General features: G+C 59.6%; 27 protein-coding genes and 2 tRNA genes. 7 read left to right on the top strand and 22 right to left on the bottom strand.

Going from position 1 to position 26,724, the window contains the following annotated elements; translation table 11 throughout:
- Positions 1-3 precede the first annotated feature (3 nt).
- A tRNA-Met gene (locus ACW9IR_RS09760) sits at positions 4-80 on the bottom strand.
- A 115-nt stretch (positions 81-195) separates the two neighbouring features.
- Complete coding sequence (locus ACW9IR_RS09755; protein ID WP_457462956.1) at positions 196-2,253, bottom strand: methyl-accepting chemotaxis protein; 2,058 nt, start codon at positions 2,251-2,253, stop codon at positions 196-198.
- A 334-nt stretch (positions 2,254-2,587) separates the two neighbouring features.
- On the opposite strand from ACW9IR_RS09755, the gene ACW9IR_RS09750 reads away from it, so the two are divergent.
- On the top strand, positions 2,588-3,805 hold the full coding sequence (locus ACW9IR_RS09750) for an MFS transporter (protein ID WP_095122968.1): 1,218 nt from the start codon (positions 2,588-2,590) through the stop codon (positions 3,803-3,805).
- 186 nt (positions 3,806-3,991) lie between these two features.
- On the opposite strand, the gene ychF is transcribed toward ACW9IR_RS09750, so the two are convergent.
- From ychF to ACW9IR_RS09710, 8 genes are all read right to left on the bottom strand, one after another.
- Positions 3,992-5,092: a redox-regulated ATPase YchF gene (gene ychF, locus ACW9IR_RS09745; RefSeq protein WP_007912904.1), complete on the bottom strand. Its 1,101-nt coding sequence runs from the start codon at positions 5,090-5,092 to the stop codon at positions 3,992-3,994.
- Between the two features lie 22 nt (positions 5,093-5,114).
- On the bottom strand, positions 5,115-5,699 hold the full coding sequence (gene pth / locus ACW9IR_RS09740; protein WP_008079560.1) for an aminoacyl-tRNA hydrolase: 585 nt from the start codon (positions 5,697-5,699) through the stop codon (positions 5,115-5,117).
- A 171-nt stretch (positions 5,700-5,870) separates the two neighbouring features.
- Positions 5,871-6,473 (bottom strand): 50S ribosomal protein L25/general stress protein Ctc, encoded by a 603-nt coding sequence (locus ACW9IR_RS09735; protein WP_034156037.1) that lies wholly within the window; start codon positions 6,471-6,473, stop codon positions 5,871-5,873.
- A 142-nt stretch (positions 6,474-6,615) separates the two neighbouring features.
- A complete protein-coding gene (locus tag ACW9IR_RS09730) occupies positions 6,616-7,557 on the bottom strand; it encodes a ribose-phosphate pyrophosphokinase (RefSeq protein WP_003171603.1) in 942 nt (313 codons plus the stop codon).
- Positions 7,558-7,602: 45 nt separating this feature from the next.
- Positions 7,603-7,677 (bottom strand) — tRNA-Gln (locus ACW9IR_RS09725).
- Positions 7,678-7,713: 36 nt separating this feature from the next.
- The gene (gene ispE, locus ACW9IR_RS09720) at positions 7,714-8,565 is read right to left on the bottom strand and encodes a 4-(cytidine 5'-diphospho)-2-C-methyl-D-erythritol kinase (protein WP_102901127.1); all 852 of its coding nucleotides are present in this window, start codon (positions 8,563-8,565) and stop codon (positions 7,714-7,716) included.
- A gap of 3 nt (positions 8,566-8,568) precedes the next feature.
- Positions 8,569-9,186 carry a lipoprotein insertase outer membrane protein LolB gene (gene lolB, locus ACW9IR_RS09715; RefSeq protein WP_102901128.1) on the bottom strand — a complete coding sequence of 206 codons (618 nt, stop codon included), beginning with the start codon at positions 9,184-9,186 and terminating at the stop codon, positions 8,569-8,571.
- Between the two features lie 3 nt (positions 9,187-9,189).
- Positions 9,190-10,914, bottom strand: coding sequence for a tetratricopeptide repeat protein (locus tag ACW9IR_RS09710; RefSeq protein WP_102901129.1), 1,725 nt, complete (start codon positions 10,912-10,914; stop codon positions 9,190-9,192).
- Between the two features lie 182 nt (positions 10,915-11,096).
- Between ACW9IR_RS09710 and hemA the strand changes: the two genes are divergently transcribed.
- The 6 genes from hemA (at position 11,097) to ACW9IR_RS09680 (ending at position 16,457) form a co-directional block, all read left to right on the top strand.
- Positions 11,097-12,383, top strand: coding sequence for a glutamyl-tRNA reductase (hemA, locus tag ACW9IR_RS09705; RefSeq protein WP_007951716.1), 1,287 nt, complete (start codon positions 11,097-11,099; stop codon positions 12,381-12,383).
- Positions 12,380-13,462 carry a peptide chain release factor 1 gene (gene prfA, locus ACW9IR_RS09700; RefSeq protein WP_038360919.1) on the top strand — a complete coding sequence of 361 codons (1,083 nt, stop codon included), beginning with the start codon at positions 12,380-12,382 and terminating at the stop codon, positions 13,460-13,462. The genes hemA and prfA overlap by 4 nt, the downstream gene beginning before the upstream one ends.
- Complete coding sequence (gene prmC, locus ACW9IR_RS09695) at positions 13,463-14,293, top strand: peptide chain release factor N(5)-glutamine methyltransferase (RefSeq protein ID WP_457462953.1); 831 nt, start codon at positions 13,463-13,465, stop codon at positions 14,291-14,293.
- Entirely contained in the window at positions 14,287-15,042 is a 756-nt protein-coding gene (locus ACW9IR_RS09690) for a molybdopterin-synthase adenylyltransferase MoeB (RefSeq protein WP_457462951.1), read from the top strand. The genes prmC and ACW9IR_RS09690 overlap by 7 nt, the downstream gene beginning before the upstream one ends.
- Positions 15,035-15,826 carry a glutamate racemase gene (murI, locus tag ACW9IR_RS09685; RefSeq protein ID WP_150795580.1) on the top strand — a complete coding sequence of 264 codons (792 nt, stop codon included), beginning with the start codon at positions 15,035-15,037 and terminating at the stop codon, positions 15,824-15,826. Before ACW9IR_RS09690 ends, murI begins: the two co-directional genes overlap by 8 nt.
- A 112-nt stretch (positions 15,827-15,938) precedes the next feature.
- A complete protein-coding gene (locus ACW9IR_RS09680; protein ID WP_435038006.1) occupies positions 15,939-16,457 on the top strand; it encodes an acyloxyacyl hydrolase in 519 nt (172 codons plus the stop codon).
- Between the two features lie 132 nt (positions 16,458-16,589).
- Here ACW9IR_RS09680 and ACW9IR_RS09675 read toward each other — a convergent pair whose 3' ends face one another.
- The 12 genes from ACW9IR_RS09675 to ACW9IR_RS09620 all read right to left on the bottom strand — a co-directional run bounded on the left by ACW9IR_RS09675 (position 16,590) and on the right by ACW9IR_RS09620 (position 26,722).
- Positions 16,590-16,895 (bottom strand): YkgJ family cysteine cluster protein, encoded by a 306-nt coding sequence (locus ACW9IR_RS09675; protein ID WP_077574517.1) that lies wholly within the window; start codon positions 16,893-16,895, stop codon positions 16,590-16,592.
- A gap of 53 nt (positions 16,896-16,948) precedes the next feature.
- The gene (locus tag ACW9IR_RS09670) at positions 16,949-17,440 is read right to left on the bottom strand and encodes a DUF2878 domain-containing protein (RefSeq protein ID WP_457462948.1); all 492 of its coding nucleotides are present in this window, start codon (positions 17,438-17,440) and stop codon (positions 16,949-16,951) included.
- Positions 17,433-18,698, bottom strand: a complete 1,266-nt coding sequence (locus ACW9IR_RS09665; protein WP_457462946.1) for a class I SAM-dependent methyltransferase — start codon at positions 18,696-18,698, stop codon at positions 17,433-17,435. The genes ACW9IR_RS09670 and ACW9IR_RS09665 overlap by 8 nt, the downstream gene beginning before the upstream one ends.
- Positions 18,685-19,500 carry a DUF1365 domain-containing protein gene (locus ACW9IR_RS09660; protein WP_095122987.1) on the bottom strand — a complete coding sequence of 272 codons (816 nt, stop codon included), beginning with the start codon at positions 19,498-19,500 and terminating at the stop codon, positions 18,685-18,687. Before ACW9IR_RS09660 ends, ACW9IR_RS09665 begins: the two co-directional genes overlap by 14 nt.
- Positions 19,497-20,744, bottom strand: coding sequence for an NAD(P)/FAD-dependent oxidoreductase (locus ACW9IR_RS09655; RefSeq protein ID WP_102901136.1), 1,248 nt, complete (start codon positions 20,742-20,744; stop codon positions 19,497-19,499). Before ACW9IR_RS09655 ends, ACW9IR_RS09660 begins: the two co-directional genes overlap by 4 nt.
- Positions 20,741-21,523, bottom strand: coding sequence for an SDR family NAD(P)-dependent oxidoreductase (locus ACW9IR_RS09650; RefSeq protein WP_095122991.1), 783 nt, complete (start codon positions 21,521-21,523; stop codon positions 20,741-20,743). The genes ACW9IR_RS09655 and ACW9IR_RS09650 overlap by 4 nt, the downstream gene beginning before the upstream one ends.
- Positions 21,520-21,942 (bottom strand): nuclear transport factor 2 family protein, encoded by a 423-nt coding sequence (locus tag ACW9IR_RS09645; protein ID WP_102901137.1) that lies wholly within the window; start codon positions 21,940-21,942, stop codon positions 21,520-21,522. The genes ACW9IR_RS09650 and ACW9IR_RS09645 overlap by 4 nt, the downstream gene beginning before the upstream one ends.
- Entirely contained in the window at positions 21,935-23,380 is a 1,446-nt protein-coding gene (gene phrB, locus ACW9IR_RS09640) for a deoxyribodipyrimidine photo-lyase (protein WP_457462943.1), read from the bottom strand. Before phrB ends, ACW9IR_RS09645 begins: the two co-directional genes overlap by 8 nt.
- A gap of 20 nt (positions 23,381-23,400) precedes the next feature.
- On the bottom strand, positions 23,401-24,342 hold the full coding sequence (locus ACW9IR_RS09635; protein WP_457462941.1) for a MerR family transcriptional regulator: 942 nt from the start codon (positions 24,340-24,342) through the stop codon (positions 23,401-23,403).
- Entirely contained in the window at positions 24,342-25,304 is a 963-nt protein-coding gene (locus ACW9IR_RS09630) for a YbgA family protein (RefSeq protein ID WP_457462939.1), read from the bottom strand. The genes ACW9IR_RS09635 and ACW9IR_RS09630 overlap by 1 nt, the downstream gene beginning before the upstream one ends.
- 219 nt (positions 25,305-25,523) lie before the next feature.
- The gene (locus ACW9IR_RS09625; protein ID WP_435037996.1) at positions 25,524-25,739 is read right to left on the bottom strand and encodes a TIGR02450 family Trp-rich protein; all 216 of its coding nucleotides are present in this window, start codon (positions 25,737-25,739) and stop codon (positions 25,524-25,526) included.
- Positions 25,736-26,722 carry an NAD(P)/FAD-dependent oxidoreductase gene (locus ACW9IR_RS09620; protein WP_457462937.1) on the bottom strand — a complete coding sequence of 329 codons (987 nt, stop codon included), beginning with the start codon at positions 26,720-26,722 and terminating at the stop codon, positions 25,736-25,738. The genes ACW9IR_RS09625 and ACW9IR_RS09620 overlap by 4 nt, the downstream gene beginning before the upstream one ends.
- Positions 26,723-26,724 lie beyond the last annotated feature (2 nt).

Genomic DNA, 26,724 nt, shown 5'->3' with positions numbered 1-26,724 from the left:
ACTTGGTGGCTACACAGGGACTTGAACCCCGGACCCCAGCATTATGAATGCTATGCTCTAACCAACTGAGCTATGTAGCCAAGTGGCGCGCATTATTCCCCTGAAATGGAAAAGCGTCAAGCGTAAATTTAAAATATTTCTTCTTATTTTCAACCGCTTATCCTCCAACCCGGAAATTCCGGGCCGGGCAGGGCATCAACGCAGCTGAAATCTTGCCGTATTGGCGCTCAAGGCGTGGCTGCCCTGACTCAGGGTGTCCGCCGCGAGGTTCACCGCCCGTGCGCCTTCAAGCAAGCGCACGGCCGCCTGATCAACCTGCTGGATATTGCCGCTGACTTCGTCGGCGGTGCTGGCCTGTTCCTCGACCGCCGTGGCGATCTGCGCCAACGTGTCTGTAACGCTTTGCACGGCGCTGGCGATTTCTCCTAAACGCTCACCGAGACCGGTAACCGACTCGGCATCGGTTTGCGCCTGGCCGCACGCGGCTTCCATCAGGCTCACGGCTTCGTTGACCGTGGCGCGCAAGCTGTCGACCGTACCGGCGATCTGCGCGGTGGACGACTGCGTGCGTTGCGACAGGCTGCGCACTTCGTCCGCCACTACGGCGAAACCGCGACCTTGCTCACCGGCACGCGCGGCTTCGATGGCTGCGTTGAGTGCAAGCAAATTGGTCTGCTCGGCGACACCGCGAATCGTGTCGACGACCAATTGAATCTGCTGGCCTTGCTCGCTGACTCGACCGAGTGCCGCAGCGGTGTCGTTCAAACGCTGGTTGAGCTGCTGAATACTCGCCGTGGTGCGCTGGCTGTCGCGGCTGCTGTCAGCGGCGATGCGCCGGGTGTGTTGGGCGCTGCCAGAAGCCTGCTCGCAACTCTGCGCCACGCCTTGCGACGTTGCGGCCAATTGCGTGGCAGCAGCGGCGATCTGGCTGATCTGCAACTGTTGCGCCTCGACTTCGCCGAGGGCGCCGCTGGAGTGTTCGTTGAGGCTGCGCACCGCGTTGCTCAGTTGCGAGGTCTCGTGATCGACGCCGAGCATGCTCGTGCGTAGTTGCACCACGGCAACGTTGAGTGCGGTGCTGATCGCGGCCAGTTCATCACGGCCCACCACCGGCACTTGCAGGCTGAGGTTGCCATCGCGCAGGGCTTCGGCGAGCAGGGTGATGCCGCTGGCACTGCGACGGATCGAGGCTTGCAGGCAGACGAACAAATACAGCGCCGCGAGTAGCAGGCAGCCGAAGATTGTGGCGACGATGATGAATTGGCGAATCGCCGAGCTGTGGTAGGCGTCGAGGCGCTGATCCAGCGACACCAGCGATTGCTGGCGCAGGGCGGCGAGGTCGGTCAGCAGCGCATCGAGGCTGCGTTCGAATTCTTCCGGTTTGAGATTGATAGAGCCGCCGAATACACCGTCGTCCAGCACCTTCAGACCGCTGTCGAGGTGTTTGAGGCTGTTGTGGTATTGGTTGGCCCAGCTCTGCTGATCTTTCGGCAGGCGTGCTTCGAGCAGCGTGGCAGTTTTGACCAGCTGCTCGCGGGCGTCACCGATGCGGCTGCGCAGGTCGCGCAATTGCAGACGGCTTTGCAGGGTGAATTGGCCGGAGACGACCGATGCCTGGCCGACTGCAGCGAGGCGTCCGACCCGTTCGATGAGATCCGGCGCGTGCTGCGTGGAAATTTGTGTCAGCAGATAGGTTTCCAGCCACGGAGCGAGGGTCAGGCGATTGTCCATGACGATCTGCTCGCGCAACGCTTGCAGGGCGCTGAGGGCGTTGGTGAAGCGGTCGTAACCGTCCGGCCACCAACCGACGCTGCTCAGGCTTTTTGAATCCAGACCATTGAGTGCGGTTTGCAGTGCTTGATAGCGGGTGAGGGTTTCGCCTTCAGCGCCTTCGTTTTTTAGGGCGGCGCCCAAATCCGTGGTCGCTTGCAGAACCGCTGGTTGCACCGCGTCGAACGCGGCCATGGCAGCGAGAGTGGCCGGCGTCGGTTGGCGATTGGTTTCCGTGGCGCGCCAGCGGGCGGCGCGATCACGTTGGGCGGCGAGCAGATTGTCCAGCGCATCCAGCGCGAGCAACTGGCGTACGCCGGCGCGTTCGCCGGAAATCAGATTGAGTTTGTCGCGATAGTCCTGGCCGATCATTAACAGGCTGCCGGCCAACGGCAGAATGAACAGCAGAAACAACAACTGGAATTTACCTGCGAAGCCAAACCGCCCCAGCAATTTGATCCCCGGTGAAAGGAAAGCCTGCATGCCCCATGACTCCTCTGGACACCACGCACCAATGGCGTGCATCGCGGTCGTGTGACCTGGATGTTGTGCCCTGCTAAAAGGCCTCGAAAGTTCACTCTCGCCCGCTCTGTAGGCCGGCTCTGTAGCGAAACTTCCCATTGTCGGTCGCCTTTGTAAGGCGCCCGCGTTCAAGGGGAGAAGCAAGGCAAGATTCAGACCATGGCGTTGCGCTATCACCTTGCAGTCGACGACCAGTCAGTTAGTTAGCTGGCTAAGGGGATGGCGCTGGCGCACCGAAAAATGGCACATTGACGCACCTGCCTGCGTGCACCCATCTGCTGTCCGGAAAACTTCCATGGCTATCAGCAACGTTCAGACCGCCGCTGCCTCGGCGCCCGCTGCTCCGCAAAGCAACCCATTGGTGATGCGTATCATCGGCGCAGTGGCGCTGGCGCATTTGATCAACGACCTGATCCAGTCGGTGCTGCCGTCGATCTACCCGATGCTCAAGGCCAATTACGGCCTGACGTTTACTCAGGTCGGCCTGATCACTTTGACCTTTCAACTGACCGCCTCGCTGTTGCAACCGTGGGTCGGTTATCACACCGATCGGCATCCAAAACCGTGGCTGTTACCGGCCGGTTCGATCTGCACGCTGATTGGCATCGTGATGATGTCGATGGTCGGCAGTTTCCCGTTGATTCTGCTGGCGGCGGCGCTGATTGGTATCGGTTCCTCGACGTTTCACCCCGAGGCCTCACGGATTGCGCGGCTCGCTTCCGGTGGACGCTTTGGCTTGGCGCAGTCGACCTTTCAGGTCGGCGGTAATGCCGGTTCCGCGTTCGGCCCGTTGCTGGCGGCGGCGATCATCATTCCGTTCGGTCAGGGCAACGTGGCGTGGTTCGGTTTGTTCGCGGTGTTTGCGCTGTTCGTGCTGTACCGCATCAGTCGCTGGTACGCCCATCACCTCAATCTGTTCAAGCTCAAGGCCGGTCAAGCGGCGACGCACGGGCTGTCGAAGGGCAGGGTGACCAGTGCGCTGGTGGTGCTGGGGCTGTTGGTGTTCTCGAAGTATTTCTACATGGCCAGCCTGACCAGTTACTTCACGTTCTACCTGATCGAGAAGTTTGACCTGTCGGTGGCCAGCTCGCAGTTGCACCTGTTCCTGTTTCTCGGTGCGGTAGCGGCGGGGACGTTCTTTGGTGGGCCGATTGGCGACAAGATCGGGCGTAAGGCGGTGATCTGGTTTTCGATCCTCGGTGTGGCGCCGTTTACGCTGCTTATGCCTCACGTTGATCTGTTCTGGACCAGCGTTCTCAGCGTGGTGATCGGCTTCATTCTGGCTTCAGCGTTCTCGGCGATTGTGGTGTATGCGCAGGAGCTGGTGCCGGGGAATGTCGGGATGATCGCCGGAATCTTCTTCGGTCTGATGTTTGGTTTTGGCGGGATTGGCGCGGCGTTGCTGGGGCATCTGGCGGATGTGCACGGGATTGAGTATGTGTATTTCCTCTGCTCTTTCCTGCCGTTGTTTGGCGTACTGGCGATATTCCTGCCGCGCACCAAAAAGGCCTGACCTCACACATTACCCATTGTAGGAGTGAGCCTGCTCGCGATAGCGGTGTGTCAGTCCGCACATCTGTAGCTGATAGAACGCTCTCTCGAGCAGGCTCCCTCCTACAAGGGATTGGTGGTGTGGCGGAAAATATTTCAGGCACAAAAAAGCCGCGTATCAAACGCGGCTTTTTCTTCGGCGTAACGCTTACACGTTGAAGCGGAAGTGCATCACGTCGCCATCTTTGACGATGTAATCCTTGCCTTCCAGACGCCATTTACCGGCCTCTTTGGTACCGGCTTCGCCCTTGTACTGGATGAAGTCGTTGTAGGCGATCACTTCGGCGCGGATGAAGCCTTTCTCGAAGTCGGTGTGGATCACGCCAGCAGCTTGTGGTGCGGTGGCACCGACTTTGACGGTCCAGGCGCGGACTTCTTCGACACCGGCGGTGAAGTAGGTCTGCAGGTGCAGCATTTCGTAGCCGGCGCGGATCACGCGGTTCAGGCCAGGCTCTTCCAGGCCCAGGGCCTCAAGGAACATGTCCTTCTCTTCGCCGTCATCGAGCTCGGCGATTTCCGCTTCGATCTTGTTGCAGACCGGAACGACCATCGCGCCTTCTTCTTCGGCAATGGCGCGAACCACGTCCAGGTGCGGGTTGTTCTCGAAACCGTCTTCAGCGACGTTGGCGATGTACATGACCGGTTTGGTGGTCAGCAGGTGGAAGCCCTTGATCACTGCTTTTTCGTCAGCGCTCATGTTCTTCATCAGGCTGCGCGCCGGCTTGGCTTCGGTGAAGTGCGCGATCAGTTGCTCAAGCAGAGCTTTCTGAACCACGGCGTCCTTGTCACCGCCCTTGGCGTTGCGCGCAACTTTCTGCAGTTGCTTCTCGCAGCTGTCGAGGTCGGCGAAGATCAGTTCCAGGTCGATGATTTCGATGTCGCGTTTCGGGTCAACGCTGTTGGAAACGTGGATCACGTTTTCGTCTTCGAAGCAGCGCACCACGTGAGCGATCGCGTCAGTCTCACGGATGTTGGCGAGGAACTTGTTGCCCAGGCCTTCACCTTTCGAGGCGCCGGCCACCAGGCCCGCGATGTCGACGAATTCCATGGTGGTCGGCAGGATGCGCTTCGGATTGACGATGGCTGCCAATGCTTCGAGGCGTGGATCCGGCATCGGCACGATGCCGCTGTTCGGCTCGATGGTGCAGAAGGGGAAGTTCTCGGCCGCGATACCGGATTTGGTCAGTGCGTTGAACAGGGTGGACTTGCCGACGTTAGGCAGGCCGACGATGCCGCAATTGAATCCCATGGTGTTTCCCCTCGGAGTAGAGTCAGGCCTTCTGGCTGTGCAGGTTTTTCATCGCGCGGTTCCATTCCCCGGCGAGGATATCCGGCAGCACGCCGAGGGCAAAGTCGATGCTGGCATCGAGTTTTTCCTGTTCGGCGCGTGGCGCACGACCCAGGACGAAATTTGAAACCATACTGGCGACGCCCGGGTGGCCAATGCCAAGCCGCAGGCGGTAGAACGTATTCTGATTGCCCAGTTGCGCAATGATGTCGCGCAACCCGTTGTGACCGCCATGGCCGCCGCCCTGCTTGAGCTTGGCAACGCCCGGAGGCAAGTCGAGTTCGTCATGCGCCACCAGAATTTCTTCAGGCTTGATGCGGAAGAAACCGGCGAGTGCCGCCACGGCCTGGCCGCTGCGGTTCATGTAAGTGGTGGGAATCAGCAGACGAACATCCTGACCCTGATGCGAATAGCGCCCGGTCAGGCCGAAATATTTGCGATCGGCCACAAGATTCACATTCTGTGCGTGGGCGATACGCTCAACAAAAAGGGCCCCTGCGTTATGCCGGGTCTGGTCGTATTCGGCGCCTGGATTTCCCAGGCCAACGATCAGTTTGATGGCAGTCACGATAGGGGCCCTTCCTTTGAGTGGTGAGTAACATCGCCGCGATCAGGCAAAGCGGCGAAAGTGGACGAAAAATGCTCATTTACCATGGATGTAAACTCCGCGTTCTCGCCCGCTTTCTCGCTACGTTCCAGTCCGCGATGTTACTTGCTCACTCAGGCTAAACAGAGTGAATTACTCTGCTGCGCCTTCTTCGGTAGCTTCTGGAGCAACGCGTGGAGCGTGTACGTTTGCAACAGCTTTGTCGTCACCGTGAGCCAGTGCAACGAACTCAACGCCTTTAGGGGCTTTGATGTCGGACAGGTGGACGATTGCGCCGATTTCCAGAGCCGACAGGTCGACTTCGATGAATTCAGGCAGATCTTTCGGCAGGCAAGTCACTTCGATTTCGTTCAGGACGTGCGAGATCTCGCCGCCTTTCTTGACCGGAGCTTCTTCACCAACAAAGTGCACAGGCACGATAGCAGTCAGTTTCTGACCGGCTACGACGCGTACGAAGTCAGCGTGCAGAACGTGACCTTTGGACGGGTGACGTTGCAGAGCTTTGATGATGACGTTCTGCTTTTTGCCGCCAACGTTCAGTTCGATAACGTGGCTGTAAGCCGCTTCGTTTTCGAGCAGTTTGGCAACTTCTTTGGCCAGCATGCTGATGGATTCAGGGGCTTTTTCGCCACCGTAAACAACAGCTGGAACCAGAGCGGCGAGACGACGCAGGCGGCGGCTCGCACCTTTCCCCAGGTCGGAACGCACTTCAGCATTCAGAGTAAAATCGTTCATTTTGTATCTCCAAAATAGCCATGACCGGAGTGGCGTTTGCGACCAGCGCCAAACACGGTATGGGCAAAAAAGCCCCGCCCCGGCAGGAATGCCGGGGCGGGGCGCTTTTCGTCAACGAGAGATTTCGCGAAGGGCAGGGCCCTTAACGGAACATCGCGCTGATCGATTCTTCATTGCTGATGCGGCGAACCGCTTCGGCAACAACCGGTGCGATATCCAGTTGACGGATACGTGCACAGGCTTGTGCTGCAGCGGACAGCGGGATGGTGTTAGTCACCACCAGCTCGTCCAGCACGGAATTTTCGATATTCTCGATGGCCCGACCCGACAGCACAGGGTGTGTGCAGTAGGCAAAGACCTTGGCTGCGCCATGCTCTTTCAGGGCCTTCGCCGCGTGGCACAGAGTGCCGGCGGTATCGACCATGTCATCGACCAGAATGCAGGTACGCCCTTCGACATCACCGATGATATGCATCACTTCAGAGTGATTGGCTTTCTCACGGCGTTTGTCGATGATCCCGAGATCCACACCCAGGGATTTGGCAACGGCACGTGCACGCACGACGCCACCAATGTCCGGGGACACGATCATCAGGTTTTCGAAGCGCTGATCTTCAATGTCATCCACCAGAACCGGGGAGCCGTAGATGTTATCTACCGGAATATCGAAGAAACCCTGAATCTGGTCAGCATGCAGATCAACCGTGAGAACACGGTCGATGCCGACTACGGTAAGCATGTCAGCAACGACTTTCGCGCTGATAGCCACACGTGCGGAACGCGGACGGCGATCCTGACGGGCATAACCAAAATAAGGAATAACAGCAGTGATACGAGTAGCCGAGGAGCGGCGGAAGGCGTCAGCCATCACTACCAGTTCCATCAGGTTATCGTTGGTCGGAGCGCAAGTCGGCTGAATAATGAAAACGTCTTTACCGCGAACGTTTTCATTGATCTCGGCAGTAATTTCGCCGTCGGAGAACTTACCGACAGAGATGTCACCGAGAGGGATATGCAGCTGACGTACAACACGCCGAGCCAGATCGGGGTTAGCGTTCCCCGTAAAGACCATCATCTTGGACACGCGCAGTACCTAGAGGCTGAGGGTAACCTGGATGAGTATAGAAAATGGCAGGGGCGGCTGGATTCGAACCAACGCATGGCAGGATCAAAACCTGCTGCCTTACCGCTTGGCGACGCCCCTGTATCTGTTGCATCAAGTGCCGAGCACTTGGTTCCTTTAGAGCAGACTTTGCAGCTTGCGGTGCAACATCGAAACGTTGCTGCCTTTGGCTACAAACCCTGTAAGGGTCTCTGTCAGAAGGGCCGAGACTTTATCAGCTTCAGCTTTGCTTGGGAAGCCCCCAAACACACAACTTCCAGTTCCGGTGAGTTTTGCTTCGGTAAATTTACCTAACAAATCCAATGCGTTACGTACTTCTGGATAACGCCTTGCAACCACCGGCAAGCAGTCATTTCGACTGTTTCCCTCGGGAACGGGGCGCACTTTAATGGGCGGCGTGTTACGTGTCAACAAAGGATCGGAAAAAATTTCTGCCGTACTAACAGAGACTTGCGGCACGAGCACCAGATACCACGGTTCTTCGGGATTCACCGGGGTGAGTTTCTCGCCCACGCCCTCGGCAAACGCCGCGTGACCACGGACAAAAACCGGCACGTCGGCACCAAGCGTCAGGCCCAGTGCGGCCAGGCTATCTTCATCCCAACCCAACTGCCACAAATGATTCAGGCCCAGCAAAGTCGTCGCCGCATTCGAACTGCCGCCACCGATGCCGCCGCCCATGGGCAGGACTTTATCAATCCAGATATCGATGCCGAGCGTGCAACCGGACTGTTGCTGAAGCATTTTCGCCGCGCGCACGATCAGGTTGCTGTCATGCGGCACGCCGGCGAATTCGGTGTGCAGTTGAATCACGCCGTCATCACGCACGGCAAAAGTGATTTCATCGCCGTAGTCGACAAACTGAAACAGCGTCTGCAACTCGTGATAACCGTCTTCACGGCGCCCGAGAATGTGCAGCATCAAGTTGAGTTTGGCCGGCGAGGGCAGGGTCAGACGTGCAGCGGTCATCGGTTATTGTCCCAGCTTGCGCGGTTGCCAGGTCTTGATCACCAGCGTCACGTCAAGATCAGTGCCGTGCAGCTTGATGCGCTCCGGCAACCAGTAACCGTTTTGTTCGGTGTAGGCGGTGTATTCGACTTTCCAGCCATCCTGTTCGAGGTTGGCCAGGCGGCTGTCGGCATCCAGATTCAGGCGACTTTTGCTGTCCGGAGCGGGCAGGCCACGGACCCACCAGGCCAGATTCGACACCGGCAGTTTCCAGCCGAGCTGTTCTTCGAGCAGGGCTTCCGGGGACTGCGATTCATAGCGACCCTGGTTGGCGACTTCCAGCGAGACCTTGCCCGGACGCCCAGTCAAACGTGCCGCGCCACGACCCAGCGGGCCGGACAAACGAATGTCGTAGTAATCCTGACGTTGCAGCCAGAACAGCGTGCCGCTACCGGAATCTTTCGGTGCGCGGATGCCGATCTTGCCGTCGATCTGCCAGCCGTCGAGGCTAGTCAGTTGCTGTTTGTTCGCGGCCCATTGAGCCGGACTGCCGTGGCCCTCGACCGATTCGCGAGTGCCAAAACCCGAGCAGCCAGCGAGCAGGGCGATGAAGCTGAAAACAATAACGTGGCGCAAAAACATGAGTTAAAGAGTCTCGGATCCGGTCAAGCGCTTGATGGTGCTGCGCAGAATGGTGCTGTCGGGCTGATCCTTGAGGAATTTGCCCCAGATTTGTTTGGCTTCACGCTGGTTACCCTTGGTCCACAACACTTCACCGAGGTGCGCGGCGACTTCGTGATCAGGGAAGCGCTCCAGCGCCTGACGCAGATATTTCTCGGCGTCATCCAGATTGCCCAGGCGGTAATTCACCCAGCCGAGGCTGTCGAGTACGGCCGGGTCTTCCGGATTGATCTGGTGTGCCTGCTCGATCAGCGCTTTGGCTTCAGCGTAGCGCGTGGTGCGATCGGACAAGGTGTAGCCGAGTGCGTTGAGCGCCATGGCGTTGTCCGGATCACGCTTGATGATCAGGCGCAGGTCTTTTTCCATTTGCGCCAGGTCATTGCGTTTTTCCGCGAGCATGGCGCGGGTATAGAGCAGATTCAGATCGTCCGGGTATTGCAGCAAGGCTTGCTGCAAGACTTTCCAGGCCTTGTCGTCCTGTTTATTGGCCGACAGGGTTTCCGATTCGATCAGGTACAACTGAATCGCGTAGTCCGGTTGTTCGTCGCGCTGGGCGGCGAGTTTGCTTTGCGCTTCAGCGGTCTTGCCGTTGTTCATCAGAATATCGGCCTGACGCAATTGCGCTGGCAGATAGTCGTTGCCCGGGCCGACCTGGGCGTACTCGATGAGGGCGCCTTGCGGGTCGTTGCGTTCTTCGGCAATTCGCCCCAGGTTCAGGTGCGCCGAATCGACGTGGCTTTCGCGGGCGATCAAGTCTTCCAGATAACCCTTGGCCTCGTCCCAGGCTTTGGCTTCCAGGCAGACCAATGCCAGCGAATAACGCAGTTCGTCGTCTTCCGGGTATTGCTGCACAAGGCTGGAGAACTCGGCCTTGGCGTCGTCCATCCGGTCCTGTTCAACCAGCATGCGCGCGTAAGTCAGGCGCAGGCGCTTGTCGTCCGGGTACTTCTTGATGCTTTTTTGCAGCAGAGGCAGCGCTTCGTCGCCTCGGTTGAGAATTTGCAGCAGGCGCGCGCGCAGCAGAATCGGCGCGATCTCGCCGTCATCCGGCGGATTGTCTTCGAGCAGGGCCAGTGCGGCTTTGTTGTCACCGTCCTGCTGCAAGAGCAGGGCTTTACCGAAAATCAGCTGGCTGTTGTTCGGATGACGCTGCAACAACCGGTCAAAACTTTTCATCAGGCCGTTGCGGGTTTCCTGATCGGTATCCGCTGCCGACAACGCGAGGAAGTCGAAATGGGTGTCGCCCTTGCCCTGCAGGACTTTCTCCATATAGACCATCGAGTCGTCGTAACGCCCGGCGCGCGCCAGTTGCACGGCAGCGGCGCGTTGCGCTTCGAGGTCGTCCGGGGCGTTTTTCGCCCAGATCAGCGCGGTATCGAGGGCCGGTTGATCGGCGCCCAGATATTCGGCGATACGGAATGCGCGCTCGGAGACGCCCGGATCCTGGGTGTTGATGGCCTGGGTCACGTAGTTGTCCAGGGCAATGTCGAAACGATTGCGCTGGCCGGCGAGTTCGGCGCTCAACAGGCTGAAAACGGTTTCCTCGCTGAACGAGCTGTAAACCTTGGGCTTTTCAGGCGCGGGCGTGGTGTCTTCAACCGACGGCGTACCGTCCGGCGAAACGGGAGCCAAGGCCTGGCAGCCGCTGAGGAAGACAAAAGCGAGGAGCAACGCGGAAGATCTATTCATATAGGAAGAGGACGACTAACCTGCGGTCGGATCATCATGACACAAGCCTTCGGCCAAACATAACCGAGTCTCAATTGTGCCCATTATAGGGACTGACGATTGGGACAATAGTCAGCGGTAGTTGTTCTGAATCTTTCGAAGGTGGACAATTGCCGGCTTCACGTCACCATCAGCGACCTTGAATGGCCTTCCTTGCACTCGGTATCAACCACAAGACTGCTTCAGTAGACGTCCGCGAGCGCGTGGCTTTTACTCCTGAACAGCTGGTGGAGGCCTTGCAGCAGCTCTGCCGACTGACCGACAGCCGCGAAGCCGCGATCCTCTCCACCTGCAATCGCAGTGAGCTTTATATAGAACAGGATCAGCTTTCTGCCGATATCGTGCTGCGCTGGCTGGCCGACTATCACCATTTAAGCCTCGATGAGCTGCGCGCGAGTGCTTATGTGCATGAAGATGATGCGGCAGTTCGTCACATGATGCGCGTCGCCTCCGGGCTCGACTCGCTGGTGCTGGGCGAGCCGCAGATTCTCGGTCAGATGAAATCGGCCTACGCCGTGGCCCGCGAAGCCGGCACCATCGGCCCGCTGTTGGGGCGACTGTTCCAGGCCACGTTCAATGCCGCCAAACAGGTGCGCACCGACACTGCCATCGGTGAAAACCCGGTGTCGGTGGCGTTTGCTGCCGTCAGCCTGGCGAAACAGATTTTCAGTGATTTACAGCGCAGTCAGGCCTTGCTGATTGGCGCCGGCGAGACCATTACATTGGTCGCCCGCCATTTGCACGAACTGGGGGTCAAGCGCATCGTCGTCGCTAACCGCACGCTGGAACGCGCCAGTCTGCTCGCCGAACAGTTCGGCGCCCACGCGGTGTTGCTGTCGGACATCCCGGCAGAACTGGTGCGCAGCGATATCGTCATCAGTTCGACCGCCAGTCAGTTGCCGATCCTTGGCAAAGGCGCGGTGGAAAGTGCATTGAAGCTGCGCAAGCACAAACCGATCTTCATGGTCGACATCGCCGTTCCCCGGGATATCGAGCCGGAAGTCGGCGAGTTGGACGACGTTTACCTCTACAGCGTCGACGATCTCCACGAAGTGGTCGCCGAGAACCTCAAGAGTCGCCAGGGCGCAGCCCAAGCGGCGGAAGAGATGGTTTCGGTCGGCGCCGACGATTTCATGGTGCGCTTGCGCGAGCTGGCGGCGGTCGATGTGCTCAAGGCCTATCGTCAACAGAGCGAACGCCTGCGCGACGAGGAGTTGCAAAAGGCCCTGCGGCTGCTGGCCAACGGCGGCAACGCCGAAGATGTGCTCGGGCAACTGGCCCGTGGCCTGACCAATAAACTCTTGCATGCGCCCAGCGTGCAATTGAAAAAGCTTTCTGCCGAAGGCCGCCTCGATGCGCTGGCCATGGCTCAGGAACTCTTTGCCCTCGAGGGCTCACCGGATAGCTTTTCGGATAAAAAACCGCAATGAAAGCGTCACTGCTCAATAAGCTGGACATCCTCCAGGACCGTTTCGAGGAACTGACCGCGCTGCTCGGCGACGGCGAAGTCATTGCCGATCAGGCCAAATTCCGCGCCTATTCCAAGGAATACGCCGAACTCGAGCCGGTGGTACAAGGCTATAAAAAGCTGCTCAGCGTACAAAGCGACCTTGAAGGCGCGCAGGCGCTGCTCAAGGACAGCGATCCGGACATGCGTGAAATGGCCGTGGAAGAAGTCCGCGAAGCCAAGGAATTGCTGATCACCCTGGAGTCCGACCTGCAACGCATGTTGCTGCCCAAGGATCCGAATGACGGGCGCAACGTCTTCCTCGAAATTCGCGCCGGCACCGGTGGCGACGAGGCGGCGATCTTCTCCGGCGATTTGTTCCGCATGTACTCGCGTTACGCCGAGCGCCGTGGTTGGCGGGTCGAGATCCTTTCGGAAAACGAAGGCGAACACGGTGGCTATAAAGAAGTCATCGCCCGCATCGAAGGCGACAACGTTTACGGCAAGTTGAAATTCGAATCCGGCGCGCACCGCGTTCAGCGTGTACCTGCCACCGAATCCCAGGGCCGTATTCACACCTCGGCCTGCACCGTGGCGGTATTGCCCGAGCCGGACGAGCGCGAAGCCATCGAGATCAATCCGGCGGATTTGCGCGTCGACACTTTCCGTTCCTCCGGGGCCGGTGGTCAGCACGTCAACACCACCGACTCGGCGATCCGCATCACGCACATACCGACCGGTACCGTCGTCGAGTGTCAGGAAGAGCGTTCCCAGCACAAGAACCGTGCCCGGGCGATGGCCTGGCTGTCGGCCAAGCTCAACGATCAGCAGACCGCAGCGGCGGCCAACGCAATCGCCAGCGAGCGTAAATTGCTGGTCGGTTCCGGCGACCGTTCCGAGCGCATCCGTACCTATAACTTTGCTCAGGGCCGGGTCACCGACCATCGCGTCAACCTGACCCTGTACTCGCTGGATGAAATCCTCGCCGGTGGCGTCGAGGCGGTGATCGAGCCGTTGCTGGCCGAATACCAGGCTGACCAACTCGCCGCGATAGGTGAATAAATGACCATCATTGCCAGCCTGTTGCGCGCCGCCGAACTGCCGGACTCGCCCACCGCGCGTCTGGACGCCGAATTGCTTCTTGCCGCCGCGCTGGGCAAGTCGCGCAGTTTTCTGCACACCTGGCCCGAGCGCATCGTGCCGAGTGAGGCAGCGCTGACCTTTGCCGAGTACCTGCAACGTCGCCGTGGCGGTGAGCCGGTGGCCTACATTCTCGGGCAGCAGGGTTTCTGGAAACTCGATCTGGAAGTCGCGCCGCACACGCTGATCCCGCGTCCGGACACTGAATTGCTGGTGGAAGCCGCGCTGGAATTGCTGCCCGCGACGCCGGCCAAAGTGCTCGACCTCGGCACTGGCAGCGGTGCGATCGCATTGGCCTTGGCCAGCGAACGTCCGGCGTGGAAAGTCACCGCCGTGGATCGCGTACTCGAAGCCGTGGCCTTGGCCGAACGCAATCGTCAGCGCCTGCATTTGAACAACGCCACGGTGCTGAGCAGCCATTGGTTCAGCGCGCTGGAGGGTCAGCGTTTCCAGTTGATCATCAGCAATCCGCCGTACATCGCTGCGGCCGATCCGCATCTGGTCGAGGGCGATGTGCGCTTCGAACCGGCCAGTGCGCTGGTCGCCGGTGAAGATGGGCTCGATGATCTGCGCTTGATCGTTGCGCAGGCGCCGGATCACTTGGAGGCCGCTGGCTGGTTGATGCTCGAGCACGGCTATGATCAAGCCGAAGCCGTCCGCGACTTGCTGCTGACGCGCGGTTTCGAAGAAGTCCACAGCCGCACCGATCTGGGCGGTCATCAACGCATCAGTCTGGGGCGCCTGCCGTGCTGAATGATCAGGAATTGCTGCGCTACAGCCGGCAGATTCTGCTGCAACACATCGACATCGACGGGCAGTTGAAGCTCAAGGCCAGTCGCGTGCTGATCGTCGGCCTTGGCGGTCTCGGTGCGCCGGTTGCGTTGTACCTCGCAGCGGCGGGTGTCGGTGAGTTGCATCTGGCGGATTTCGACACGGTCGATCTGACCAACCTGCAACGCCAGATTATTCATGACACCGACAGCGTCGGCATGAGCAAAGTCGACTCGGCGCTCAAGCGTCTGACCGCGATCAATCCAGAAATCCAACTGATCCCTCATCGTCAGGCGCTCGACGAGGACTCTCTCGCCGCCGCCGTGGCTGCGGTGGATCTGGTGCTCGACTGTTCCGATAATTTCTCCACCCGCGAAGCCGTCAACGCTGCGTGTGTGGCGGCGCAAAAGCCACTGGTCAGCGGTGCGGCGATTCGGCTGGAAGGGCAACTTTCGGTCTTCGACCCGCGTCGCGCCGATAGCCCCTGCTACCACTGCTTGTACGGGCACGGCAGCGAAGCCGAACTGACCTGCAGCGAGGCCGGTGTGGTCGGGCCGCTGGTCGGTCTGGTCGGCAGCCTGCAGGCGCTGGAAGCCTTGAAGGTGCTGGTCGGTTTCGGCGAACCGCTGGTGGGCCGTTTGCTGTTGATCGATGCCCTCGGTTCGCGTTTCCGCGAGTTGCGCGTCAAGCGTGATCCGGGTTGCAGCGTCTGTGGTTCGCGCCATGCGTGAAGCGCCGATCGGCGTGTTCGACTCCGGTGTCGGCGGCTTGTCGGTGCTGGCGGAAATCCAGCGTTTGCTGCCCAATGAATCACTGCTCTATGTCGCCGATTGCGGGCACATTCCCTATGGTGAGAAAACCCCGGAATTCATCCGTCAGCGCTGCAGTGTGATGGCCGGGTTTTTCCGTGAGCAAGGCGCCAAGGCCTTGGTCATCGCGTGCAATACCGCGACGGTCTCGGGTGTCGCCGATCTACGCCGTGATTTTCCCGACTGGCCGCTTGTCGGTATGGAGCCTGCGGTCAAACCTGCCGCCGCCGCGACCCGCAGCGGTGTGGTCGGTGTGCTCGCCACCACCGGCACGTTGCAGAGTGCCAAGTTCGCTGCGTTGCTGGATCGTTTCGCCACTGACGTTCGCGTAATCACCCAGCCGTGTCCCGGCCTGGTCGAGTTGATTGAAAGCGGCGATCTGCACAGCGCCGAGTTGCGCCAGTTGCTGCAAGGTTATGTCGAGCCGCTGTTGGCCAGCGGTTGCGACACGATCATTCTGGGTTGCACTCACTATCCCTTTCTCAAGCCGATGCTCAAGTCGATGATCCCAGCGGACATCAGCCTGATCGATACCGGTGCTGCTGTAGCGCGGCAACTTCAGCGGCTTTTGGCGGAGCGCGATTTGCTCGCTGCCGGCCCGAACCAACCGGTCAGATTCTGGACCAGTGCCGATCCCGAGTACTTTAAAAACATCCTGCCACTGCTCGGACAAAACGCTGGCGAAGTGCAAAACTTCGACTTGTAAAAAAATTGTGAAATAACTAAAAAATCAGCTGAACTTCTAAGCAGGCGCCAGCTTCTATAGCGAAGAGTTATCTAGAAAACCAAACGTTCGTTCCGGAAAAGGAAGTTTCAACGTGAAGCGACTATTCTGCTTGGCCGCGATTGCGGCCGCACTGATGGGGCAAAGTTTTACTGCACAAGCGGCAGGTGTGGAGTTCGCGGTGGGGGCCACCAGCGATTCGACCATGACGTACCGCCTGGGCATGAATTTCGATTGGGACAAGAGCTGGCTGCAGAGTGATGTCGGTCGCCTGACCGGTTACTGGAGCGGGGCTTACACTTACTGGGAAGGTGACAAGACGTCCAGTAACAACAGCCTGTCGTTCTCGCCGGTATTTGTTTACGAGTTTGCCGGTCAGTCGGTCAAACCGTACATCGAAGCGGGGATCGGCGTGGCGGCGTTCTCCAATACCAAGTACGAATCCAACAACCTCGGCGGCTCTTTCCAGTTTGAAGACCGCATCGGTTTTGGTCTGCGTTTCAATGGCGGGCATGAAGTCGGAATTCGTGCGACGCACTATTCCAACGCTGGCCTGGCCAGTGATAACGACGGTGTAGAAAGTTACTCGCTGCATTACACACTGCCGTTGTAACGGATACACGCCTCACCCCTGTGGGAGCGAGCTTGCTCGCGAAAGCTATTTCATATTCAACGATGATGTTGAATGAAAGACCGCCTTCGCGAGCAAGCTCGCTCCCACAGTTGTTTTCAGTGAACTCAAAAATCAGCGGTAGGCAGTCGTGATGCCTTTGCGCTCTTCAATGCACTCGGGTGCGCCCATTTCGAACTCGCGGCAGATCAGCGGGCGCTTTTCGTAAATCGTGCACATCATCGTGTCGCGATCCAGCGCCGCGCACCAGCCGTCGTCCAGACGCAGCATCACTTCACCGCCCCACTCATCGGTATCGATAAAGCGATCAGGCACGCCGGTGTCGGTGATCAGCATCACTTCGAGCTGGCAACAGCACGCCGCGCAGGTCGAGCAGGTGACTGCCGGTTCAGTGATTTGTTGGTGGGGAATGGTCTTCATGGCCGGCAGTGTAAGGCAGTGGTCGACATGCGTGTGAAAGCTCTGACGGACGCTCAGTGGCTTAATCGCCGGGCCATCACATGCAACAGCGGAAACAGCAGCGCCCAGAGCATGCCGATGCCGATCAGGGTGGGTAACTCGCCGTAGGGAAATTGCACGCCTGCCAGCCGCCCGCCGGCGTAGTAAGACAATGCGCCGCCGACGGCACCCAGTGAACTCGCCAGCCACCACGGCCGGGCGCTCCATGCCAGGCAGTGGCGCAAAGTGGTCGCGAGCAACGCCCACAACAGCATCAGCCACAGTGGAATCAGCGGCGACAAATCCTGAAATTCGAATACGCCCAAAGCGCGCAAAACGCTGTCCACCGCCGTGCCGACAATCACCACGCTCAACACCAGACGGCCCTCGGCCGCCCAACTGCTGATCCAGCGCAGATGGATGACCAGCACCGCCAGCGCCACCAGCAGCCACAAACTGTTGCCGCCGAGCACGCAGATCAGCCAGCCGATCTGGAACAATACGGCATTGGCGACACGCTCAAGCATCGAAGCGTCCGAGCAGCGGTGCGGTCATCGCGGCCGGTTTGGCCAGCAACAATTGCGCGGTGCCGATGGTGCGTTCGAGGAAGCCGCCCTCGCAGTAACACAGGTAAAACTCCCACAGCCGCAGGAAATAATCGTCATAGCCCAGTTCGGTGAGACGGCCATGGGCGCGGCGGAAGTTCTCATGCCACAGGCGCAGGGTTTTTGCGTAATGCAGGCCGAAATCTTCCATGTGCAGCAGGTTCATGTCGGTGTCGCGGCCGACCACTTCGAGCATTTTCTGCACGCAGGGCAGGGCGCCGCCGGGGAAGATGTAACGCTGGATAAAGTCGACGCCGCGCTTGGCCTGTTCGTAGCGCTGTTCGCGGATGGTGATTGCCTGGATCAGCATCAGGCCGTTGCTCTTGAGCAAGTGCGCACATTGTTTGAAGTAGGTCGGCAGGAAGCGGTGACCGACCGCTTCGATCATCTCGATCGACACCAGTTTGTCGTATTCGCCGGTCAGGTCGCGGTAGTCCTTGAGCAGCAGCGTGACCCGATCCTGCAAGCCCAGTTGTTCGATGCGTTGCGCGGTAAACGCGTACTGCTCTTTCGAGAGGGTCGTGGTGGTGACGCGGCAACCGTAGTTCTGCGCCGCGTAGAGCGCCATGCTGCCCCAACCGGTGCCGATTTCCAGCAAATGGTCGCTGGGTTGGAGCGCGAGCTTCTGACAGATCCGCTCGAGTTTGTTCAGCTGCGCCTGTTCGAGGCTGTCTTCTGGCGTAAGGAACTGCGCCGCCGAATACATCATGGTCGGATCAAGAAACTGCTCGAACAGGTCGTTACCGAGGTCGTAGTGCGCGGCGATGTTTTTCTGCGAACCCTTGCGCGTATTGCGATTCAGCCAGTGCAGGCCTTGCACCAACGGCCGACCGAGACGGGCCAGGCCACCCTCCATGGCATCGAGCACGTCGAGGTTGCTGACGAACACGCGCACCACCGCTGTCAGATCCGGTGAACTCCAATAACCGTGGATAAACGCCTCGCCAGCACCAATCGAACCATTGCCCGCGACCATGCCCCAGACGGCCGGATCTGTCACATGGATTTCCCCGAGCAACGCACTGCCGGGCGTACCGAACATCAGCCGTTCGCCATCCTCGACCACTAGCAGTTGCCCGTTTTTCAACTGAGCCAATTGGCGCAGCACGCCACGGCGCAGCAGCGATCCGGTCAAACCGTTGGCGCTGAACCGACTGATCGACAGACTAGAGGATTTCATGGCGGTGCTCCTTGGGAGGCACAGTGGCGGTTTGAAAGCTGCCGTCGGCAGTCTGATGAGCAAAGATCGGTGCGCGTTTAAGCAGCAGTCGCAGCGCCTGCCAATAAATCGCCAAGGCGGTTTTCGCGGTCATCCACGGAAAGCGCCGCAAGTAACGGTGCAGGCTGTGGCGATCGAGGCTTTCGCGTTGCAGATTGAGCGTCGCGTCGAACAGCTTGTGCTCGCCCTGCCAGTCGGCCATGTGCACACCGAGGTTTTGCGCGGCGGGACTGAAACTCATGCGGTATTCGAGATCGCGCGGCAAAAACGGCGAAACGTGAAAGGCTTTGGCCACGGCGAAGTGCTGATGAAAATCCTGCAGGTTGGCGGGCGTGCGCGCCGGCAGCACATAGTGATAACGCTCGCGCCACGGCGTGTTGGTGACTTCGCAGACAATCGCCGCCAGTTGCCCGTCGGCCTCATGGCAATAAAAGAAACTCACCGGGTTGAACGACAACCCCCAGCTGCGCGCCTGGGTCAGCAGGCAGATCGAGCCTTGCGGTTCATGGCCGATGGCAATGCCGACCTGCTGACGCACGGCGTCGATCAGGCGTATGCCACGGCCGGTGAAGGTCTTCAGGTAGTCGGTCTCGCGAAAGGAAAAGGGAGCAAAGCGACTGCGCCCGGCCAGTGGCGACAGTGCAAGCACGGCGTCCTGCTCGCTGAGGTCGAGGTAGAGCAAACCGATGCGGTAACGGAATTCATGGCGGCGCGGGGAAAAACGCCGATGGCCGATCCAGCCGCTGTACAGGGCGCTGTTCATAAGGTTTCCCCGAACGCGGCGGCCACGCGCAAGGCGCTGACGACACCGTCCTCATGGAAACCGTTGGCCCAATAGGCGCCGCAATAATGCGTGTGCTGCGCGCCATCCAGTTCGCCCCAGCGCTCCTGTGCCGCCACCGCAGCGAGGCTGAATTGCGGGTGGGCGTAGGTGTAACGGGCGAGCACTTTGTCCGGGCTGATGCCGGCACTCTGATTGAGGCTGACGCAGAACGTGGTGTCGCTCTGAATGCCCTGCAGAATGTTCATGTCGTAGGTGACGGCGGCGTGGGTGTGGCCGGCGCCGCTGAGCCGATAGTTCCAGCTCGCCCAGGCCAGTTTGCGTGTCGGCAGCAAACGCGTGTCGGTGTGCAGCACCACTTCATTGTCGGCGTAGGGCAGGGCACCGAGGATCGCGCGTTCGGCATCGCTGGGGACTGCCAGCAGTTTCAGCGCTTGGTCGCTGTGACAGGCGAACACCACTCGATCGAAATGCTCAAGGCCTGCCGGGCTGTGGATAACTACGCCATGCACATCGCGATCAACCCGGGTTATCGGGCAATTGAGCCGAATCCTGTCTTTGAACGCGGCCGTCAGCGGCGCGATATAGGCGCTTGAGCCGCCTTCGATGACTTGCCATTGCGGCCGATCGCTGACAGACAACAGCCCATGGTTTTTGAAAAACCGCACAAAAAACTGCAGCGGGAAGTTGAGCATTTCTGCCATCGGCATCGACCAGATCGCCGAGCCCATCGGCACGATGTAATGCAGGATGAACCGTTCGCCGTAACCGCCGGCCTTGAGGTACTCGTCAAGGGTTGTGTCAGCGGCGATGCGCAGTTCAACCAGGTCGCGCTGGGCTTCTTTGTTGAAGCGCAGGATGTCGCGCAACATGCCCCAGAACCCCGGCGACAACAAATTGCTGCGCTGGGCGAAGAGGCTGTTGAGGTTGTTGCCGTTGTATTCCAGGCCGGTGTCCGGGTCGGTCACCGAGAAACTCATTTCGGTCGGTTTGAACGCTACGCCAAGCTGGCCGAGCAAGCGAATGAAGTTCGGGTAGGTCCAGTCGTTGAACACGATGAAACCGGTGTCCACGGCGTACTGCCGTTCTGCGACGGTCACGTCCACGGTGTGCGTGTGGCCACCGACCCAGTCGCCGGCCTCGAACACCGTCACTTCATGCCGGCGATTAAGCAGGTAGGCACAGGTAAGCCCGGCGATCCCGCTGCCGACGATGGCGATTTTCATGTCGGATCCGTCAGCGGAGGCGACTTGCGCACCATGCGCTTGCCGATCGCCAGTTGCACGCGTGCCGGCAGTTTCGACAGCGGCCACAACGCGGCCATGAACAGCGCCGGGAAGGCGATCTCCAGCGGCCGGTCCTTGAGCTTGGCGAAGATGTGCCGCGCGGCTTTATCCACAGGCCAGCTCAAAGGCATTGGGAAATCGTTTTTCGCGGTCAGGGGTGTTTCGACGAAACCGGGGCTGACCACGGTGACTTCAATGCCTTCGTCGGCCAGATCAATGCGCAGCGATTCGAACAGATAACGCAGTCCGGCCTTTGAGGCGCCGTAGGCTTCGGCCCGTGGCAGTGGCAAGTAGGTCACCGAACTGGCCACGCCGATCAGATGCGGCGCGGTGCCTTTGCGCAGCAGCGGCAGCGCGGCTTCGATGCAATAACTGCTGGCGAGCAGATTGGTGCGCACCACATGCTCGACGATCGAGGAGTCGAACTGCTTGGCATCGACGTATTCGCAGGTGCCGGCGTTGAGAATCACCGAGTCCAGCGAACCCCAGTCCGCGGCGATCTGCTCACCGATTTCGCGCACCGTCTGGCTGTTGGTCAGGTCACCAGGCACTACCAAAACCTGCCCTGGATAGCGTTGTGACAAGACTTTGAGCGGGGCAATCTGACGGGAACTGACCGCCAGGTGCGCACCGGTTTTCAGGATCTCTTCAGCCAGCGCCGCGCCGATGCCACTGCTGGCCCCGGTCAACCAATAACGCCGTGGAGGTGTACGACTCATCCCATTCTCCTTTTCAGCCAGGCAATGACCCGGCCCAATACTGGCAAGTGTTCATACAGCAGCGCCCCGGCATCGAAATAATCCCGATGGCGATAAACCTTGTCGTGCCACAGCAAATGCGAGCAGCCGCTGACGCGAATCACGCGGCCACCCGCCAGGCGCGGGTGGCGATAACTCATGACCCAGCGCAGGTAGCCTTCGCAGTCGCCGATCTGGTCGAAACCATGAAAATCGAAACGCAGTTCGCTGACGTTGGCGTATAGCTCGCCGAAGTAGTCGCGCAGTTGCGAAAGCCCCTGCACTTCGTGCAGCGGGTCGGTGAAATGAATGTCATCGCTGTACAGCTCGCCCAGGCTTTGCAGGTTGTCTTTGTTCAACGCTGAAAATTGCCGGGCGAAGCGGCGCAGAAATTCACTCATCATCGCCTCCTGAAGACGCACGCGAAGGCAGGTTCTTGAAGGCCGCCAAAGCGCGCTGACGCGAGGTGCTGAGGTTGACGATTGGCGACGGGTAGTCCGCCGCGCCGAACAAGCCACCGACGTCGGCCGGGTTATGCACTTGTTTTTTGTTAAGGTCGGCCAGTTCCGGCAGCCAGTGCTTGATGAACAGGCCTTCGCTGTCGAACTTTTCCGACTGGCTCAACGGGTTGAAAATGCGGAAGTACGGCGCCGAATCGGTGCCCGTCGACGAACTCCATTGCCAGCCACCGTTGTTCGCCGCGAGATCGCCATCAATCAGGTGGCGCATGAAAAAGCGTTCGCCTTCACGCCAGTCGATCAGCAGGTTTTTGGTCAGGAACATCGCCACGATCATGCGCAGGCGGTTGTGCATCCAGCCGGTTTCGAGCAATTGGCGCATCGCGGCGTCGATGATCGGCAGGCCGGTGCGCGCCTCTTGCCACGCGGCGAGATCGTCCGGCGCATCACGCCAGGCCAGCGCTTCGGTTTCCTGACGGAAGGCGCGGTGTCGCGAGACCCGTGGATAGCCGACCAGAATGTGCTTGTAGAACTCGCGCCATAGCAGCTCGTTGATCCAGGTGACCGCGCCGACCTTACCGCTCTCGAACTCGCCCTGATTGCTTTGCAGGGCGGCGTGCAGGCATTGCCGTGGCGAGATCACGCCGGCAGCGAGATACGCCGAGAGCTGACTGGTGCCGGGCTTGGCCGGGAAGTCGCGTTCGCTCTGGTAGTAGTCGATCTGCGCGTCGGTGAAGGTGTCGAGACGGCGTCGGGCTTCCTTTTCGCCGGCGGGCCATAGATCGCGCAGGGTCTGGCTCGGTGTGGCGAAGCCTTTGACGGAGTCGGGAATCGGGTCGCTGCTGACCTCAAGTTTTTCCTGTTTGCCGGGGGCTTTAACCAGCGCCGGCATCGAGCGATGCAGGCGTTCATAACAGACTTTGCGGAACTGGCTGAACACCTTGAAGTAACTCTCGGTCTTGGTCAGCACGCTGCCGGGTTTGAACAGCAACTGGTCGAGATAGCTGTGAAAGGTGATGCCCTCGGCCTTCAGTGTTTCGGCCACCGCTGCATCGCGACGGCTTTCATGGACGCCATATTCTTCATTGACGTGAACCGCCGCTATCTTCAGTTGCCGGCAGAGTTTGAGCAGTTCCGCCGGGGCTTGATCCCAATGGCTTGCAGTGCGAATCAGTAACGGGATGTTGAGTGTGCCAAGGCTTGCGCTCAGCTCACGCAGGTTGCGCAACCAGAAGTCGACCTTGCACGGCGCATCGTCATGTTCCAGCCACTGCTGCGGGCTCAACAGGTACACGGCGACCGTCGGGCCGCGCGCTGCGGCGGCCGCGAGGGCAGTGTTGTCATGTTGGCGCAAGTCGCTGCGCAGCCAGATCAATTGCATGTCGGAACTCACGGCGTCCATTAAATCAGCCCACGCTGAACGAGTTCCTGGTGCGCAAGAAGCGCGTCTTCCGCCAGGAACACATCAGCCATCTCGGAGGTTTTTACGGACAACTCGGCGTGGTGGATGCATACCGTTGGTCCGACCAGCATTTTTGGACAACTGACTCCGTTCAGTAGCTTGGGCAACTGCGCAAGGTTCATGGCTTTGCTGGAATACAGCAGTACGCCACGGGCTTGCAGATGTTCGACCGCCAGCGCCAGTTCGGTGGCCGGCAGCGGCCAGTCAAACACTTGCACCGGACAATCGGCGCTGCTGATCAGCCACGCGCACAGCCACAGGTGAGGTTCCAGTGGCAGGTCGGAATGATTGATCAACAGCAGCGGGGCGCCATGCAACTGACGATTGTTATGGTAGATGCGTGTGCCGAATTTGCTGCGTAACCACGAATAAAAGAACACCCGTTCCATCTGCGCGCCGAACTGGCCTTGCCAGCGCTGCTCCAGTTCCGCCAGCAACGGCATCAGCAATTGCTCGCACAGCGTGCGTGGCGGGTAGAGCGCCATGGCCTGATTGACGCTGTCGTCGAGGCTGCGTTCATTGAGCTGCGTAACGGCCGTCAGCAGTGTCTGGCGCAAGCGCTGCCAATCGTTTTCCACTGATTCGCTGAACGCCTGAGGTGCGTCGAGGAGCGGTTTGACCTGACTGACAGCAACCCCACGGTTAAGCCAGGTGAGGATGGTCAGAATCTGTTGCACGTGTTCGGCCGAATACAGTCGGTGACCCTTGGGGGTGCGTTGCGGCACGACCAGCCCGTAGCGGCGTTCCCACGCGCGCAGGGTGATCGCGTTGACGCCGGTCTGCCGGGCGACTTCGCGAATCGGCAGCCAGCCCTCGTCGAGGGCTTTTTTAAAATCCGCGCCTAGGTCTTCCTGGGCGCTGGTATCCATTTTGTCGTTCATTAGATTGCGTTTCGCAGGCTGAGGTTTTCCGGGTGCGGTTGCAGGTAAACCTGTTGCGCGATGTACGAATCCGGATGGAGGCGAAAGTGGTGCTTGAGCAGGGTCAACGGCACCACCAGCGGCACGATGCCCTGGCGATACTGGCCGATGACGTGTTGCATTTCCTGTTTGTCTTCGGCGCTGATTACCTGTTTCAGATAACCGCTGATGTGCAGCAGCACGTTGCAGTGGGTGCCACGGGTGGCGCATTTCTTCAATGCCGCCATCAGTTCGCTGAAGTAGCGGGGGCCGAGTTCGGCGGGATCGGTGTGCGCCATGTTGCCGAGCAGTTTGCCCAGTGCTTTGTATTGCAGCGGGTTGTGCGCCATCAGCAGGTATTTGTAGCGAGAGTGGAATTCGGTGAGGGCGCGGCGGCTCAGGCCTTTGGCGAGGACTTGTTGCCATTCGCTGTAGGCGAACACACGGGTGATGAAGTTCTCGCGCAGCACCGGATCATTGAGTCGCCCGGCTTCTTCCACGGGCAGATCCGGATGCCGTGCGCAGAACGCCTGGGCGTAAATGCCGCGTCCGCCGCCATTCACCGGGGCACCGTTGGCGTGATAGACCTTGACCCGTTCCAGGCCGCAGGACGGCGATTGCTGCATGAAGATGTAGCCGCAGATGTCATCGAGTTCGGCGGCCATTTTCTCGCCGTATTCGGCCAATGGCTGGGTGACGTTGATCGCCCGGTTCACCGTGCCGACCGCTTGTGGATGCTCAGCGTCGCCGACGAGGCGGATGGGTTCGCGCGGGATGCCCAGGCCGATGGCGACTTCAGGGCATACGGGGACAAAGTCGAAATGCTCGGTGAGGGTGCGGCTGCACAGGCGCGATTCCTTGTGCCCACCGTTGTAGCGCACTTCGGCACCCAGCAGGCAGGCGCTGATGGCGATTTTTGGCTTGGCTACGCAAGGATCAGACATGTGCACCTCGAATCTATACCTGTACAGAGGTTGATCTCTGTACAACTTTGCTCAGCATAGATTCATGGGTGTACAAGTCAAATTATTTGTATAACTTTTTTGGTTGAACGCAGTTCATTGTGGGAGCGAGCTTGCTCGCGAATACGGTCTGTCAGTCAATGCATCTGTTGAATGTTAATCCGCATTCGCGAGCAAGCTCGCTCCCACAATGGTCGGTGGTTATTTCCAGCCCTGCAGCCATTCAGCGTTGTTTTGTAGCGTCTGCCAATCGAGTCGTTCAGCACGCTTGGTCAACACCGCCTGCAACTCGACTTCCAGCACTGTGCCTTCCTCGTCGCGAAACAACTCGGTCACCAGAAAGTGTTTTTCACGGTTTTGCGGGTGAGCTGCTGTCCATTTCGACAGCAGCAATTTACGCGGATTGATGCGGTTCATTGCAGGTGTTCGTGTAAGCGTTTTGCAGCTTCCTGGCCACTGAGCCACGCGCCTTCGACACGCCCGGACAGGCACCAGTCGCCGCAGGCGTACAGGCCCAGATCAGCATCGGCCAGTGTGCCCCATTCGTGGCCCGTCGCCGGGCGCGCATAGAGCCAGCGGTGGGCGAGGCTGAAGCTCGGCGCCGGCATCGCGCTGTGCAACAGTTCAGCGAACGCACCGTGCAGTTGCTCGATCACCGCTTCCTTGGACAGGTCGATGTGTTGCCGGCTCCACGCGCTGGTGGCATGCAGTACCCAAGTGTCGAGGGTGTTGTCGCGTCCCGGTTTGCTGCGGTTGCGCGCCAGCCAGTCGAGCGGGCTATCCTGCACGAAGCAACCTTCGATGGGCGTATCCAGCGGCGTTTCGAAAGCGAGGGCAACGGCCCAGGTCGGGTCCATTTTCACCCCGGCGGCGGCCCCGGCCAGTTTCGGTGCGGCGGCCAACAAAGCAGTCGCTTGCGGTGCCGGCGTGGCGATCACGACGTGGCTGAACGGGCCGTGTGTAAAGCCCTCGGCGTCCTGCAGATGCCAGTGTTCCTCGCCGCGATAAACCTCGGTGATGCGGCAGGCGAAATGCACCTCCAGGCCATCAAGCAAGCCACGGGTGATGGCGCTCATGCGCGGCGCACCGACCCAGCGGGTCTGCTCGTCCGGCGACAGATTCAACTGCCCGCCCTGATAGGTGTAGAGCTGCGGCGTCCACTCGGCGACCCAGCCCTGGCTTTGCCAACGCTGTACTTCGGTGACGAAGCGGCGGTCGCGGGCGGTGAAATATTGCGCGCCCATGTCCAGCGAGCCAGCGTCGCTGCGCTTGCTCGACATGCGCCCGCCGCTGCCGCGACTTTTATCGAACAATTGCACGGTATGCCCGGTCTCTGTCAAAGCCTGGGCGGCGGAGAGCCCGGCGATGCCGGTGCCGATGATTGCGATAGGTACAGTCATAG

This window comes from Pseudomonas sp. SDT291_1_S447 (genome assembly GCF_054070155.1).
Note: the sequence above shows the minus strand (reverse complement) of the source record. Positions and strands in the feature narration are given on the sequence as shown.